The 16062-nt window shown below is 44.7% G+C and carries 14 protein-coding genes; all 14 read left to right on the forward strand.

Annotation, left to right across the window (positions count from 1 at the left end; translation table 11 throughout):
- Positions 1-53 precede the first annotated feature (53 nt).
- The 14 genes from tpiA to AAC978_RS00625 all read left to right on the forward strand — a co-directional run bounded on the left by tpiA (position 54) and on the right by AAC978_RS00625 (position 15939).
- Positions 54-821, forward strand: coding sequence for a triose-phosphate isomerase (gene tpiA, locus AAC978_RS00560; RefSeq protein ID WP_341546009.1), 768 nt, complete (start codon positions 54-56; stop codon positions 819-821).
- The gene (gene gpmI / locus AAC978_RS00565) at positions 818-2353 is read left to right on the forward strand and encodes a 2,3-bisphosphoglycerate-independent phosphoglycerate mutase (RefSeq protein WP_341546010.1); all 1536 of its coding nucleotides are present in this window, start codon (positions 818-820) and stop codon (positions 2351-2353) included. The genes tpiA and gpmI overlap by 4 nt, the downstream gene beginning before the upstream one ends.
- A 72-nt stretch (positions 2354-2425) precedes the next feature.
- The gene (gene eno, locus AAC978_RS00570; protein WP_341546011.1) at positions 2426-3703 is read left to right on the forward strand and encodes a phosphopyruvate hydratase; all 1278 of its coding nucleotides are present in this window, start codon (positions 2426-2428) and stop codon (positions 3701-3703) included.
- 230 nt (positions 3704-3933) lie between these two features.
- Complete coding sequence (secG, locus tag AAC978_RS00575; protein WP_341546012.1) at positions 3934-4158, forward strand: preprotein translocase subunit SecG; 225 nt, start codon at positions 3934-3936, stop codon at positions 4156-4158.
- A gap of 151 nt (positions 4159-4309) precedes the next feature.
- Positions 4310-6325, forward strand: a complete 2016-nt coding sequence (locus AAC978_RS00580; protein WP_341546013.1) for a sodium-translocating pyrophosphatase — start codon at positions 4310-4312, stop codon at positions 6323-6325.
- A gap of 274 nt (positions 6326-6599) precedes the next feature.
- Positions 6600-7058 (forward strand): SsrA-binding protein SmpB, encoded by a 459-nt coding sequence (gene smpB / locus AAC978_RS00585; protein ID WP_341546014.1) that lies wholly within the window; start codon positions 6600-6602, stop codon positions 7056-7058.
- Positions 7059-7370: 312 nt separating this feature from the next.
- Positions 7371-9980 carry a molybdopterin-dependent oxidoreductase gene (locus AAC978_RS00590; protein WP_341546015.1) on the forward strand — a complete coding sequence of 870 codons (2610 nt, stop codon included), beginning with the start codon at positions 7371-7373 and terminating at the stop codon, positions 9978-9980.
- Between the two features lie 13 nt (positions 9981-9993).
- On the forward strand, positions 9994-10572 hold the full coding sequence (locus AAC978_RS00595; protein ID WP_341546016.1) for a 4Fe-4S dicluster domain-containing protein: 579 nt from the start codon (positions 9994-9996) through the stop codon (positions 10570-10572).
- Between the two features lie 3 nt (positions 10573-10575).
- Positions 10576-11409 (forward strand): dimethyl sulfoxide reductase anchor subunit family protein, encoded by an 834-nt coding sequence (locus AAC978_RS00600; protein ID WP_341546017.1) that lies wholly within the window; start codon positions 10576-10578, stop codon positions 11407-11409.
- Positions 11410-11678: 269 nt separating this feature from the next.
- A complete protein-coding gene (locus AAC978_RS00605; protein WP_445900270.1) occupies positions 11679-13295 on the forward strand; it encodes a c-type heme family protein in 1617 nt (538 codons plus the stop codon).
- Positions 13276-13977, forward strand: coding sequence for a response regulator transcription factor (locus AAC978_RS00610; protein ID WP_341546019.1), 702 nt, complete (start codon positions 13276-13278; stop codon positions 13975-13977). Before AAC978_RS00605 ends, AAC978_RS00610 begins: the two co-directional genes overlap by 20 nt.
- A 120-nt stretch (positions 13978-14097) precedes the next feature.
- Positions 14098-14784 carry a TorD/DmsD family molecular chaperone gene (locus AAC978_RS00615; protein WP_341546020.1) on the forward strand — a complete coding sequence of 229 codons (687 nt, stop codon included), beginning with the start codon at positions 14098-14100 and terminating at the stop codon, positions 14782-14784.
- A 243-nt stretch (positions 14785-15027) separates the two neighbouring features.
- A complete protein-coding gene (locus tag AAC978_RS00620; RefSeq protein WP_341546021.1) occupies positions 15028-15324 on the forward strand; it encodes a DUF2325 domain-containing protein in 297 nt (98 codons plus the stop codon).
- Positions 15325-15345: 21 nt separating this feature from the next.
- Positions 15346-15939 carry a DUF3793 family protein gene (locus AAC978_RS00625; protein ID WP_341546022.1) on the forward strand — a complete coding sequence of 198 codons (594 nt, stop codon included), beginning with the start codon at positions 15346-15348 and terminating at the stop codon, positions 15937-15939.
- Positions 15940-16062: the final 123 nt, after the last annotated feature.

Below are 16062 nucleotides of genomic sequence, written 5' to 3' on the forward strand. Positions count from 1 at the left end.
AGTTCAGATAGAACGATGGATTATCAAATCTTCATTTGAAGGGAGCTAAGTCAATGCCCATACGACATCCTATTATTGCAGGTAACTGGAAGATGAACAAAACCATCCGGGAAGCTCAGGACTATGCAGCAAGGCTGCTCGGTCTTCTGGGAGAAATCACCGAAATTGATGTTGTGGTGTGTGCTCCCTTTACAGCCCTTAGCACCCTCAAGGATGAATTGGAGGAAAGTGTTATCCATATTGGGGCTCAGGATATGTCCTTTGCCAGCAATGGTGCCTATACGGGTGAAATTTCTGCTGATATGCTAGTGGATACAGCTTGTACTTATGTCATTATTGGACATTCGGAACGCCGGGAAATCCTCCGAGAAACTGATGATGACATTGCTAAGAAGGTGAAAGCGGCTCTTAAGGCTGGGCTGACCCCGATTCTCTGCGTGGGGGAAAACTTGGCACAGCGGGAAGAGAGAAAAGCTTTTGCTGTCGTTCGTAGTCAGGTAGAAAAGGATCTCACTGAGCTGGCTCCCGCTGATTTGAAGCGAGTAGTCATTGCTTATGAACCCATATGGGCGATCGGAACCGGTAAATCGGCCACCAGTGCTGATGCACAAGAAATGTGTACCATGATTCGTTCTACTCTAGCAGGGATTGCCGGGGCGGTTGCTGATGAAGTCAATATTCTCTATGGTGGAAGCGTCAATGCTGATACCATTGCCGAGCTTATGGCGCAGCCGGATGTGGATGGAGCCCTTGTAGGTGGTGCCAGTCTCGATCCGGAAGGATTTGCCCAGCTCGTTCTCAAAGCGGTGACCGCCCTATGAAGCCACTTGTCTTAATGATTCTTGATGGATGGGGTTATAGTCCACAAACAGAAGGCAATGCCATTGCACAGGCTCAAAAGCCTCATTTTGATCATCTGTTTAAAGAATATCCCCATACGTTCATTACAGCTTCCGGAGAACAAGTTGGGTTGCCGATAGGGCAGATGGGGAACTCGGAAGTAGGACATTTAAATATTGGAGCCGGACGGGTGGTTTTCCAAGAATTCACGCGGATTTCTAAGGCGATACGGACTGGAGAATTTCCTCAAAATTCTGTACTGAAAGAAGCCATGGAGCGTGTCAGTGATGGGAAGAACGCTTTGCACCTGATGGGTTTGCTCTCTGATGGAGGGGTTCATTCCCATATCGAGCATCTTTTTGCTCTCTTAGATATGGCGAAAGAAATCGGTGTGAAAAAGGTATTCATTCATGCGTTGCTCGATGGTCGGGATGTTCTGCCTCAGAGTGCTAAAGAATTTATGACCCTGCTCAATGTAAAGTGTCAGGAACTAGGGGTGGGGAAGGTGGCCACCGTGAGCGGTCGCTATTACGTGATGGACCGGGATCAACGTTGGGAACGAGTTGAAAAGGGCTACCGCGCCATCGTGGATGGTGAGGGACTAAAAGCTCCCAACCCCATGGCGGCAATTGAACAAGCCTACGATGTTCGAATCACTGATGAATTCGTAGTACCCACTGTTATTGTAGATGGGGAGGGCAAAGCCATTGGACCTCTGCAAGACGGAGATAGCTTGATCTTTTTTAACTTCCGATCGGATCGGGCGCGCGAGATTTCTTATGCTATTCTGGATGAACAATTCGAAGGGTTTGCAAGAGGGAAACGGCGAAACGTTCACTATGTCGCTATGACAGAATATGATGAGCAACTGAAGGTGCCTGTAGCTTTTCCTGCTCAGAACTTAGAAAACACCCTAGGCGAAATTCTGGCCTCTCATAATAAGAAGCAACTTCGGATTGCCGAGACAGAAAAATATGCTCATGTGACCTTCTTTTTTAATGGCGGAGTGGAGGATCCCTGCGAAGGGGAAACTCGCTGCTTAATCCCCTCGCCAAAGGTTGCTACATATAACTTACAGCCCGCCATGAGTGCCTTTGACATTACGGAGGAACTTTTAAAGCGGCTAGAAACGGAAGAATATGATATCATTATCCTGAACTTCGCCAATTCGGATATGGTTGGACATACAGGGGAATTTACAGCTACAGTTGAAGCCATCGAGGCTGTTGATCAATGCATTGGGCGAATTGTTCCGGAGGTTTTAAAGCGTCAAGGTGCAGTGATCATCACCGCAGACCATGGCAACGCTGAGTCCAAAAAGGATTTGCAAACGGGTCAACCCCTGACAGCCCATACAACGAATCCCGTGCCCTTGATCTTGGTCAGTGACCAGTTCAAAGGCAAAGCCCTGCGTGAAGGAGGAGCACTTCAGGATGTGGCTCCCACAATTCTCGAGCTTATGGGGATTGCACAGCCACTAGAGATGACGGGAATATCTCTGTTGAACGGTTAATTCAGTGATTGAGTGAGTATTGTCTATATCTATCTTCTAAGTGGAATACTATTATAGGGAGGATGGTTAATAATGAGTTATATTGAAGAAATTTATGCCCGCGAGATTCTTGATTCCCGCGGTAATCCCACTGTTGAGGTGGAGGTTGTCCTTGAAGACGGAGCTATGGGCAGGGCGGCGGTTCCCTCAGGTGCATCCACGGGGGCTTTTGAAGCCGTGGAGCTTCGTGATGGGGACAAGGGTCGTTATCTAGGCAAAGGAGTTCTCCAAGCCGTACATAATGTGAATGAGTTAATCGCTCCAGAGCTAGAAGGCCTTAATCCCTTCGATCAACCGGCTATTGACCGGGAACTGATCGCTCTTGATGGAACAGAGAACAAAGGTAATTTGGGTGCCAACGCAATTTTAGGCGTTTCCTTAGCCACCGCAGCCGCGGCAGCTGAATCCATCGGACTCCCTCTTTACCAATACTTAGGAGGCGTCAACGCCAAAGAACTCCCTGTACCGATGATGAACATTTTGAATGGCGGTAAGCATGCAGACAACAACGTAGACATTCAAGAGTTCATGATTATGCCTGTAGGAGCAAAAAGCTTTAGAGAAGCCTTGCAAATGGGAACCGAAGTGTATCATAGCCTAAAGGCCGTTTTAAAGGAAAAGTCACTGGCCACCGCTATTGGAGATGAAGGGGGTTTTGCACCTAGCTTGGAATCCAATGCGGATGCACTTCTGGCGATTATGGACGGTATCCAGCGTGCCGGTTATACTCCCGGAAAAGACATTGCCTTAGCACTTGATGTAGCGGCTACCGAACTCTATAAGGATGGCATGTATCATTTAGAGGGCGAAGGGCTAACCAAAACGACCGATGAAATGATTGCATATTATGAAGCGCTTATTGAACAGTACCCCATCGTTTCCATTGAAGACGGCCTATCCGAGGAGGATTGGGAAGGCTGGAAAAAGCTTACTGAGAAACTGGGGGATAAGATTCAGCTGGTGGGAGATGACCTCTTTGTAACCAATCCGGCACGATTGGCTCGCGGAATTAAAGAGAAATGCGCCAATTCAATTTTAATTAAACTAAACCAGATCGGAACCCTGACGGAAACCCTCGACGCCATTGAGATGGCTAAGCGGGCTGGGTATACCACGGTTATATCCCATCGTTCCGGAGAGACAGAGGATGTCACCATGGCCCATGTAGCTGTCGCCGTGAATGCCGGTCAGATCAAAACCGGGGCTCCGGCTCGAACTGAGCGGGTAGCAAAATATAATGAGCTACTGAGGATTGAAGAAGAACTTGGCGAAACAGGAATTTATCGTGGTCAAGAGGCCTTAGGCCGTTAAACAAGACTTTGAGTCTGTTGTTAATCGTTTCAAATCTACTATTGACCTATCTTCTATTGCCTTTTGCCAAATTTCTGTGCTAAAATAGCGGTACTGACTATATCAAATAGAAACCGCCACTTAAGCAGCCTGGACAAGTCGAACAGGAGAGAAGTGGCGGTTTACCTGATATGGGAATATTAAATGGTTCCGACTAATTTTGCATAATTCGTTTTGGAGGTGAATCTGATATGGTAATTTTCCTCACTATACTATTAGTCATTAGTTCCTTAGGCCTAATCGCCACAGTCTTACTTCAATCCGGCGTTAGTGCAGGTTTGGGGGCGATTGGTGGGGCTAGTGAGTCTTTCTTTGGTAAAAAGAAGGGATTAGATGCTGTTTTTCAAAAGTTGAGTATTATCTCAGCCGTTGTTTTTCTGCTGAGTTCACTAGGGGTAGCCTATCTTATGAAATAAGTCAGGGCTCTTTTTACTTTTCTACTATAGGGCATTAATATTGGCCTAAGGGCAGCAAATGGGTCGACAGTGTCGGCCATGAGCAAGCCAAGTTTTCCTTAAACTTGGCTCATACATAATTATCTATTTATTATTAGGAGGTTTATTGACAATGGATTTTGCTTCAATGCCTGTTTGGGCTATCCTAGCAGGTTTTGTTGGGCTGGCTGTTGCCTTCTTCTTTGCAAGAAGCGTTTTAAGTGAAAGCCCAGGAAATGCACGGATGCAGGAAATTTCCCAGTACATCCAAGAGGGTGCTATGGCATTCCTCAATCGCCAGTACAGGACATTAATTCCCTTTGTAATTATTATCTTTATTATCCTAACCTTTGTCAAAAACTGGCAAACAGCCGTTTCCTTCCTAGTAGGGGCAGTGCTTTCTGCAGTCGCCGGTTATGTAGGGATGGGAATTACCACTCGCGCTAATGCTCGTACTACCGAAGCAGCGCGGACAAGCCTCAACAAAGCCCTTGGCGTATCTTTCCGTGCCGGAGCTGTTATGGGTCTTTCTGTAAATGGTTTAGGCCTGATTGGTGTTGCGGCCCTGTATTTGTGGTTCAAAGATGCTGAGATTATTAACTCCTTTGCCTTTGGAGCTAGTGCTATTGCCCTGTTTGCTCGTGTCGGTGGAGGAATTTATACAAAAGCTGCTGACGTTGGTGCAGACTTGGTGGGTAAAGTTGAAGCGGGAATTCCCGAAGATGACCCGCGTAACCCTGCTGTTATCGCCGATAACGTAGGTGACAACGTTGGTGACACCGCCGGAATGGGAGCTGACCTTTTCGAGTCGTATGGTGCGACCACTATTTCAGCGATGTTAATCGGTGTTGTTGTCTTTAATTCTGTTGAAAATGGTGCGCCCGGTCTGATGCTTCCGCTGATGATTGGGGTAGTAGGAATCCTTTCCTCTATTATTGCTAGTTTCTTTGTTCGCACAGGAGAAAATGCTAATCCTCAAACAGCCTTGAACAAAGGGTTATGGGGTACAAACTTACTGACCGCGATCGGCTCCTTTGCTGTCGTCCATTGGATACTTCCTGATTCCTTCCAAGTTAATGATACTTTAACCTTAACCCCTAATGGTGTATTTATTGCCATCATCTGTGGTTTGGTCGTGAACGTCCTGATCGGTTTATTAACCGAGTACTATACCTCGAATCAAAAACCGCCTGCGCAAGCTATTGCTAAAGCATCTGAAACGGGTGCGGCTACTAACATTATTCAAGGTCTGGCTACAGGTATGAAGAGTACAGCTCTACCGATCATCACGATCTGTGTTGCTATCTTTATATCCTTTGAAGTGGCAGGAATCTACGGTATTGCTATGGCTGCTATGGCTATGCTCTCTACAGCAGGTATTATCGTGGCCATCGACTCCTTTGGACCGGTTGCTGATAATGCCGGCGGTATTGCGGAAATGGCTGAGTTAGATCCCAGCGTCCGTCAAACTACCGATAAGTTGGACTCTGTAGGAAATACTACGGCTGCTGTGGCTAAAGGGTTTGCCATCGGTTCTGCAGCTTTAACTGCACTGGCCCTGTTCAGCGCCTTCTCTGAGCTTGCCCATTTGGAACAGCTTGATCTTCTTGTCCCGACGACGATCATTGGCTTATTCATTGGTGGTGCACTGCCCTTCCTCTTCTCTTCCTTCTGTATGGAAGCAGTAGGTAAAGCTGCTTTTGAAATGATCGGTGAGGTCCGCCGTCAATTCCGTGAGATTCCCGGTATCATGGAGGGAACAGGAAAACCGGATTATCGGGCTTGCGTGGATATCTCCACAAGAGCTGCTATTCGTCAAATGATTGTTCCCGGTCTTTTAGCCGTAGGTTCACCCATCCTCGTCGGCTTCTTGCTTGGTAAAGAGGCCCTCGGCGGTATGCTGGCCGGTGGAACCGTTACCGGAGTGCTCATGGCTATCTACATGGCGAATGCCGGTGGTGCTTGGGACAATGCTAAGAAGTACATCGAAGCAGGTAATCAAGGCGGAAAAGGTACACCTACTCATGCTGCTGCAGTTATCGGGGACACAGTCGGTGACCCCTTCAAAGATACCGCTGGCCCATCCTTGAACGCTCTGATTAAGGTTATGGGTACCATTTCCCTTATCATCGCTCCATTCTTAATCTAAAACGTAAAATTGTTTATCGGGGGCGTCGTAAAGCTACTTGAAAAAGTGGTTAGCGGCGCCCCTTTTTATTCTCACATCATTTAGGTATCGATCGATATTCTTAATTATTGCACCAAATCAATATTAAACAGCAAACGACTTGTCATTAAAGCTATGGCAGTGCCACGAAGTGTCCCAAATGGATGAGAGGCCTATACTGGAAAAAAACGAGAGTCTATGCTATACTAAATACCTAGTTTTTAGTATGCGATATTGATTTGTGAGGAGGGTCCTTGTGGCATCTGAAGGGATTAAAGTCATTTCCGATAATCGAAAGGCTTACCATGATTACTTCGTGGAAGAAAAGCTTGAAGCAGGAATTATCCTCACAGGAACCGAGATCAAATCTATCCGTAATGGACGTGTGAACCTTAAGGATAGCTATGCCCGTATTGAAAACGGCGAAGTATGGCTTCATCAGATGCACATTAGCCCTTATGAGCAAGGGAACCGCTTTAATCACGAACCCTTGCGCAAGCGCAAGCTTCTCTTGAATCACTCAGAGATTATTAAGCTCATTGGCAAAGTACAGCAAGAAGGATTGACCCTTATTCCCACGAAAATCTACCTCAAGCATGGCCTAGCCAAAATTGAACTTGGCGTCTGCCGAGGGAAGAAGAATTATGATAAACGTCAGGCCATCGCCGAGCGGGATGCGAAACGTGAGATGGAGCGGCATTTTAGGGATAAGTAAGGGTGAGGGATATTAGGCTAATTCTTATTGTGAAGTAAAGCTCCCGTGCAGCTATCTTGGCTGTGCTGGGAGCTTTTTGGTAATGTTTAAGGAATTAAAGGAACTCTATGCGGTTTTCAAAAGTTTTGTTGACTGGAGCCTAAGAGGGCGTTTATTAACAAAAATTAATATATTAAAAATTTAATAGAAATAGATTAGCTCATTTAATTTTGTTAAACTTTGCACAAGAAGTACTGTTTTCTAGGTAAAATAATGGACTCATTAGAAATGACTGTTCATTATCTATGAAAAAGGAAAAGGAGGAAGGTACACATGGGGAACATTCTTGATGGTATTGTTAACAAAAAGATTAACCGCAGGAATTTTCTAAAAGCCAGTGCTATTGGAGCAGCAAGCTTGACCTTGCCAGGTTGTAGTAGTAACACCCTCACTAATGCAGGTGTTGATGCCACAGCGGCCAATAATGAGGGCGAATGGATTACAGCAGGGTGTTGGCATAACTGTGGAGGGAGATGTCTCAACAAAGCGTTGGTAGTCGATGGGGTTGTGGTCAGACAGAAGACAGATGATACCCACCCTGATTCTCCTGATTATCCACAGCAAAGAGGTTGTCATCGCGGTCGCTCCCAGAGACATCAAGTATTTGGAGCGGATCGATTAAAATATCCCATGAAGCGCAAAAACTGGGAACCGGGCGGTGGTAATAAAGAGCTGCGGGGAAAAGACGAGTGGGTACGCATTTCCTGGGATGAGGCCTTAGATCTTGTTGCTAAAGAGTTAAAACGCATCAAAGAAAAGCATGGAAATAAATCAATTCTTGGCACAAGCAGACTGTTGAATTATTACGGTGGCGGTCTTGTCAGATGGGGGTCCTCTTCATCAGGTGCATGGGGCGTGGTTCAAGAGTGCATGACAGGTTTCTTCTCATGGAAAGCCAACGATAGACCTGACTGGAGAAATGCTAAACTCATTGTTATGTGGGGGGCCAATCCGGCTCGCTCTAATCTGGGAAATCCAACATACAATTTCATGCAGGCAAAAAAAGCTGGAGCCAAATTTATCTTTGTAGATCCATATATTACACCATCCGTAAAAACCTTAGCTGATAAGCATATACCTTGTCGACCGGGCACGGACACGGCATTGCTTCTAGGAATGGCCTATCATATGATAGAAAATAATTTGCAGGATCAGGATTTCCTTGATCGCTGTACTTTAGGGTTTGATAAAGATCATATGCCTGAGGGAGTGGACCCTAAAGAAAACTTCAAAGATTATGTGTTAGGAACTTATGATGGGGTTCCCAAAACTCCCGAATGGGCTTCAGAAATCTGCGGAACGGATCCGAAGCTGATTAGAGAATTCGCAACGGAAGTGGCTACAACGAAACCCGTGATTTTCAATTCATCTTTTGCGCCTTCTCGTACCTACAGGGGACAGCAATACTGTCAGGCATTTCTTACAGTCGGTTGGATGACTGGTAACGTAGGAAAACCCGGTTCTGGTGTATGGACTATGAACTATGCGGCAAATCAAGGTTACGGTGGTAAAACCCTTGTAAAAGGAGGAGGTAGGGGTCTTCCCCCTGTAGTCAATCCATTATTTCCAGATGCCACATACGGAGCATACGACGGCTACCGGTGGGCAAATCCGACCAACCCTGATGCCAATGGAATGTCTTATTGTGAAACCTATGATGCCATATTAAAAGGTGAGTATACGGGAACGGGCGGCAGAGGTAAAGTTCCTTGCGATATTCGTTTAATTTGGCTGGTTCGCGATGGAAGTGGCTATAATTTCCTCAATCAGTCCTCAGGCATTAACAAGGGTATCGAGGCATTCCGCAAAGTCGATTTTGTAGTAACTAACGATATCGTACTCTCAAGCATATCCAAATATGCGGACATCGTCCTCCCTACAACCACTGAGTGGGAAAAGGAGGGTAAGATCTACCAAGGGAATCCAGAAGCTATCTTTATTAACCAAAAAGTAGTGGAACCCCTTTTTGAAGCAAAAACAGAAGAATGGATGGATCGTGAGTTAGCTAAACGCCTTGGGCTGAATGCAGATGAGATTTATCCCATCACCGAGAAACAACAATTCTTCAACAGCCTTGCCGGAGCTGAAGTGATTGGTGGGGATGGGGAAACATACGAGAGTCTGGTAACCATTACGGAAAAGGATATCCAAGAATGGGGTGTCCAAGGTAAACCACAACTAGGAAAGATGGCGTTGAATGACCTGATGGAGCAAGGTGTCTACCAAGTAGAGAGAACGCCTGGTGATAAATTGACTGTGATCCAAGGGGAAGACTTTGTCAAAGACCCTGTTGCCAATCCTCTCACAACCAAAAGCGGTAAGCTCGAAATCCACTGCCAGGCTCTATCCGATAAGATAGCATCCTATGGTTTGACCACAGTGCCGCCCATTGCAATGTATCAACCACCATTAGATGGTTTTGAGGATACATTTGAAGATTGGAAGAACAAAAAGAAAGGGAAGTACCCCTTCCAACTCGTTACTATACACTACGGAAGACGTTCTCACTCAGTATTTGACAATATTCCACAACTCAGAGAAGCCTATCCTCAAGATTTTGCGATGAACACAAGAGATGGGCAAGCGCTTGGGCTTAAAGATGGAGATACAGTTTTAATTGAGAGTGAATATGGTAAATGCATCCGTCCTCTTACCCTCACAGAGACCTTGATGCCAGGTGTGGTAACCTTAGGAGAAGGTGCTTGGGTAGAAATGGATGATAAAACAGGGATCGATAAAGCAGGAGCAACAAACGTTCTCTGCGGAGCTCGGTTAAGCGGACAAGGGGAAGAACCTTGGAATACAACCATTGTTCGTATTGAGAAATATATGGGTGAACCATTAAAAGCGGATGCACTGTGGGAGCAAAGAATCATATTATAGGAGGTGACACCTGATGGGACAATTAGGATTTTATTATGATATGACTACTTGTATGGGATGTAAGGCATGCCAAATCGCCTGTAAAGATAAAAACGATCTCAAAGTTGGAGAGCTATTCCGTAGAGTGTATGAATTCGAAAGTGGTATGTACCCTGATGTAGGAGCATATTACCTTTCAATGGGTTGCAATCATTGCACAGAAGCAAAATGTGTCAAAGGTTGCCCTACAGGGGCCATGCACTTTGATGATGATAGCACGGTTCAACATGACAAGGAGCTATGTATTGGCTGCAAATATTGTGTTTGGAACTGCCCATACAGTGTCCCTCATTATTTTGAAAGCAAGAATGTCGTCGGAAAGTGTGATTCCTGTAAAGACTTACGTGATGCAGGACAGAACCCCGTTTGTGTGGATGCCTGTATTATGCGTTGCTTGAAATTCGGAGATATGGATCAGATGAAAGCGGAATTCGGAGAGGAGTTGGTCAAGGAGTTACCCGTTCTTCCTTTAGCTTCTAAAACCGAACCCTCCTTCTTGATTAACCCCAAACCCGAAGCATTAAAGCCTGGTTATAAGAAAGTGGGGGTGTAATCTATGGGAGAACATTTTGCCTTGACCGTATTCTCCATCTTTATCCAAGCAGCCGTAGGGGTTATGCTTTTTGTGGCTATCGGTCGAATCGTCAACAAGGAAGGGGTATTCAAGAATGCCATTATCGCCGCAGCAGGCCTAGGCATCATAGGAATGTTAGCCTCTCTGTTGCACCTAGGACGTCCTTTAAGTGCTGTAAATGCTCTGCTTCAATTTAGTACCTCTTGGCTGAGCCGCGAGATTTGGTTTACCGCAATTTTCCTTGGTTTAACTCTTGCAGCCACAGTAATTCTCTACGTTAAACCTCAAGCCGCAAGTGCCATAACGGGATTATCAGTAGCCGCTGCTCTCGTGGGTATAATCGATGTATTCTCTATGGCGAAGATCTACAGTTATGCCAGTGTTCCAGTATGGGAAAGTGCTACTACCACTGTTGAGTTCTATACTGCTGCCATTTCCATGGGCGCAATGATCTTCTTGGTTCTAGGCATCAAGGAGGCAGGAAAGATGAAGAAATTTGTAGCAATATCCGTAGCTGGGGTTGTAGCTGTTCAAGTAGTTGCAGTATCCCTTTACTTCATTTCCCTAGGAGCTAGCACCAGTACCGCATTGCAAACAAGCCTTGTCATTCTCGGCAGTTTAAAGACGGCTACTATAATCAAATGGTTGTTCATCCTTGCTGGGGCTGGGTTAGTTCTTTGGATGGCTAAAGACGAGTTGTCCAAATCCGTTTCCAATGCTGTTGTTGGTGGTGCAGCTTTGATTCTGGTTGGTCAAGCGGTCGGAAGATATGTATTCTACGCGGCTATGGTTGTGTCTGGAGTTGGGTTAACCTAATCGGTATCCCCTCTTTTCATTATCCATAAAAGGGAGTATCTTTTTGTCGATACTCCCTTTTCCCATTATCGATTCAGTAAGTATAAATTTGAGTATATAAGTTTGAAGGCGCGATAAGAAAGAAGTCCATATCAAATTGTTTGAAGCAACTGTTATAATAATAGTATCTGTCGGAATAGCTGGAGGTGGTTGGGTTGAAGTTAAAGGATATCCGCATACGGACCCGATTTATCATACTGCTGGCAGGGATTTTGGCCGTTTCACTACTTATGAATGTTGTATGGATTTTTATTACTCAAGAAAAGCAAGCCGAAAGAGAAATGCAAGAAAAGGCTTATGTCCTATCGCAACAAATGGATGCTGTATGGGATTTTATGGTGATCAATCAAGATGTAATTAACTATGATGCCGATGGGGACTATAATTTTAAAAAGCTACATTGTTCTTTAGTGGGCAAGAGCATTGGCAAACTGTTTGGTAAAAAAACGGGTTACACTATTCGCTATACGAATTTCCAACCACGCAACAAGGCGGATGTTCCCGATGAATTTGAACTGGATGCTTTAAATCTTTTTGCCCAAGATAAGTCGACCGCAGAGTTCTATAAGGTGACAGAATATGAGGGGAAAGAGGCATTTCGCTATACCGTACCTATGCGAATTGAGGAGAACTGTCTAGAATGTCACGGGGAACCAGCTGGTGAGTTTGATATTTTGGGCTATCCTAAAGAAGGTTGGCAGACCGGGGATTTAGCAGGTGCAATGAGCATCGTTATGCCTATCGATATGTATAAGTCAAACATCCAATCGAATGTGGTTAAGCAAGTAGCCTATATTTCGCTGCTTACCTTTCTTCTCGTATTAATCATCTTCTACGCCATGTCAAAATTGGTTACCAAACCACTAAACCAATTAAAGGGCGCTATGGAACATGTTCGAACGGGTGATCTAAAGGTGGATTTAGAGGGTATCGAGGCCCAAGGGGAGTTTCGTGATCTTGCCGAGCATTTTGAAGTTATGACTGAAGAGCTTCGAAATTTGTACAGTGGACTTGAAAACAAGGTTGAGTTGAGAACTCAGGACTTAGCCCGAGCTATGGATGTACTTGAGACCCAACGTATTCAATTAGAGGCCGTGAATCATCGGTTACAGGAGGATAATCAGTATAAATCGGATTTCTTGGCGATTATGAGCCATGAGCTGCGGACACCGCTGACCTCGATTATTGCTTTCGCCGAAGTATTGGAAAGAGGTAAAAACCCTAAAACAGAAAAAGAAGAGCGGATTGTACAGGAGATAAAAGGAAATAGCCAAGTTCTCTTAGGTATGATTAATAATATTCTTGAGATGGCACGCATCGAAGCAGGTAGAAAAGAGCTGGTTCTAGAACCCATTGACTTGGTGGACGTAATTAACGCTGTCGAGAGTGTCATTGGGCCCTTAGTGGAGAAAAAGGGTATCTCCTTCTCTAGCATCGTCTATCGGGATGTGCCCCTGATCCTGGGTGATCGGGATAGCTTACGCCGGATCGTGGAAAACCTGGTAAGTAATGCGATGAAGTTTACACCCAATGGCGGTCAGATTAAGGTGTGGGTGTCTTATGATCAAAAGTACCATGAAGTGTTAATCAACGTTCAAGATAACGGCATTGGCATTAGCAAGGAGGATCAACCCTATATCTTCGAGAAATTTGTACAAAGCGATAGCTCATTACATCGTCAGTATAATGGCAGCGGTTTAGGGCTAGCCCTAACGAAGGAATTGACAGAGTTACACGGTGGCTGGATTCAGGTTGAAAGTGAATGCGGCAAAGGAAGCCTGTTTACGGTAGGAATCCCAGTAAACGAGGGAGAGGGAGGGACTCTGGATGAAGATTATGTTGGCTGATGATGAAGAGAGCATTCGCATTGTGGTAGAGCATATCGTCACAGAAGATGGCTATGATTTTTGTTACGCCTCAGATGGCCTGGAAGCCTTATCAGTCTACGATGCTAAACAGCCAGATCTCGTAATCCTTGATGTGATGATGCCGAAAATGAATGGCTTTGATGTGTGTGCTGAGCTTCGCAAGGGAGGTAGCATGGTTCCCATCATTATTCTATCGGCTAAAGGGGATATCGTCGACAAAAGTGTGGGGTTCAAGGCAGGAGCTGATGACTATTTGGTCAAGCCCTTTAGTTCCTTAGAGCTCTCTCTGCGTATCGAGGCTCTTTTGCGGCGGCGAGGGCACCAGAGTGGGGCAAGCACAGAGAATAAGCACAAAGGAAGATTCAAGTATGGGGAATTGGAGATCTTTTTTCATCGTTATGAAGCTAAACTAAAGGGAAGACGTGTGGAGCTTACACCCAAAGAGTTTAAGATCCTTGCGTACATGGCCAACCATCCGGGGGAGGTATTCACTCGGGAACAACTCCAGACCTATATTTGGGGAGAAGACTATGTAGGGGAATTGACAAGTATCGCCGTATTCGTCCGCAAGATTCGGGAAAAGATTGAGGAGGAACCTTCCAAACCCAAATACCTTCAGACTGTGTGGGGGATTGGATATAAATTTGGTGATAAGGAGTAAAAGCGGGTCTAAGCCTCAGCAACATGAAGCTATAACATGTAACCTAGGGATTAAGAGCAGTAGTAACAATTAAGGAATAAGACAATAACAAGACGATCATATGAACAGGCGGTATGAAAAATGAATCAACAAAATGATGCTATTACAATACTTTTAGCCAATCGAAGTTATCTATATAGATTATTGCAACGGATTTTTGGTGGAGAACCCCAAGCAGAAATACTAAGGGTTGCCACAGACTCACACACCCAAGAGGCCTTACAGCTTTTGCTTCAGGATGATGAGCACCTCTTCGATAAACACTTTGAAGTTTTGAGTGAAGTTGCTAGAGCAATGGAAATTGATCCTGAGCAAACCATAGACAAGTTGAGAAGTGAATACACTTATTTGTTCATTGGCCCCAATAGTTTGCCCGCTCCTCCTTGGGAATCCGTCTATCTGACTAAGGAACGAGTCCTCTTTCAAGAATCTACGCTGAATGTTCGTAGGGCTTATCTGAAGTACAACTTTTTGCCCTCGAATTACCCTCATGAGGCGGATGACCATATCGGTTTAGAAATGGACTTCATGGCTCATTTATCGCAACTAGCCCAGGAACATTTTGAAAAGCGAAGTATTAAGGATTTCATAACGGTCGTAGAGGATCAAAAGGCCTTTCTACAAGAGCATTTACTATTGTGGATTGGTGACTTTGCTGAGGACATCCAAAAAAGTAAAACCCACAATTTCTATCCGCCCATGGCTGACTTAACTAAGCAAGTTCTTAAAATCGATGCGCAGCTGTTAGACGAACTGCTTGGTCTTTAATGCCACCCGCAATGCTGACTGAGGGGAAAGTTTTTGATCGAAAATCATAATAGCAGAATCTGCACAAACACGAGGAATCCCCAAATATGGGGCTTCCTTTTCTTGTTCTTGGATGACAATTGGGGATAGATCCCATTATTCACCATTATCCACTCGTTTGATTATCATTATCATTTATAGTATAGTTGAAGAAAGCAAAACGAAAAACTAAGAATATGATATGGCAAAAGGAGTGTGGGTCCCATGTCTATACTACTCATTGGCGGACTTGATCGTATGGAAAAGGATTACATACATATTGGCTCAAAGCGTGGGCATAATGTAAAAGTCTATACTCAGCTCCCCACACGTTTTGAAAAAGTGATGGGGGCTCCCGATGGAATTGTCCTCTTTACCGGAACAGTCTCTCATGCCATGGTCAAGGTAGCGGTTAAGATAGCCAAAAACCGGAACATTCCCATTATCCGCAGCCATAGTAGTAGTTTAAATGCTCTAGAACGGGAGCTCTGTAAATTAGAAGAGAATGCGTTAGTAATTTAATGGTTTTTTGGAGGTGGTATGATGAGCAAAGCGTATGTTCGGGATTTTTTTAGAGCTTTGGATCAACTTGAAGATAGAGAACTTCTTTACTATAAAATCCGATATGATATTGCTCCGACCTTAGCTGGCATCAAGCCCTCCTCATTGATGACTTTTTTTAATCATAAACGAGAAATGTTAACCCTTTGGGATTGCTATAAGGAAGAGATCTGCGAGAAGCTTCAGGTTCGCTATTATGAGCTTCGACGTAAGGACGAACGTTGCATCGTATTATTTTATCGGGATGAGTCCCTAACCGACTGTCTTATGATCTGGAAAAATAAAGCCTTTCTCAAAGAACAAGGCTATGGTGATTTGCAGCAGATTGAGGATGGGCTATGCTTGTTAAAGAAGCGTTTTGAAGAAAAATGTCCCCACGAATTAGGAATTTTCTTAGGTTACCCTGTGGAGGATGTTACCGCCTTTATCGAGAGTAATGGAGCACCTTGCCTAGCCTGTAAGTATTGGAAGGTCTATCAGGATGTAGAAAACGCCTTGAAGACCTTTGAGGCTTATGATATTGAGCGGGAAAAGGTCGTTGAAGCAGTTCTTAGCTTGCAGAGAAAAAGTGCATAGAGCAGAGTAATGAAAAGCCAACACATCTTAATTATTGGATGTATTGGCTTTTTGCGCAATATCTAGAATTATTCGATGATTGAAGTTGGCCTCCTGTTTTCTACTTTCTAACATTATTTGTTT

Source organism: Desulfitobacterium sp. THU1, from assembly GCF_038181555.1.
In the GTDB taxonomy this organism is placed as follows: Bacteria; Bacillota; Desulfitobacteriia; order Desulfitobacteriales; family Desulfitobacteriaceae; genus Desulfitobacterium.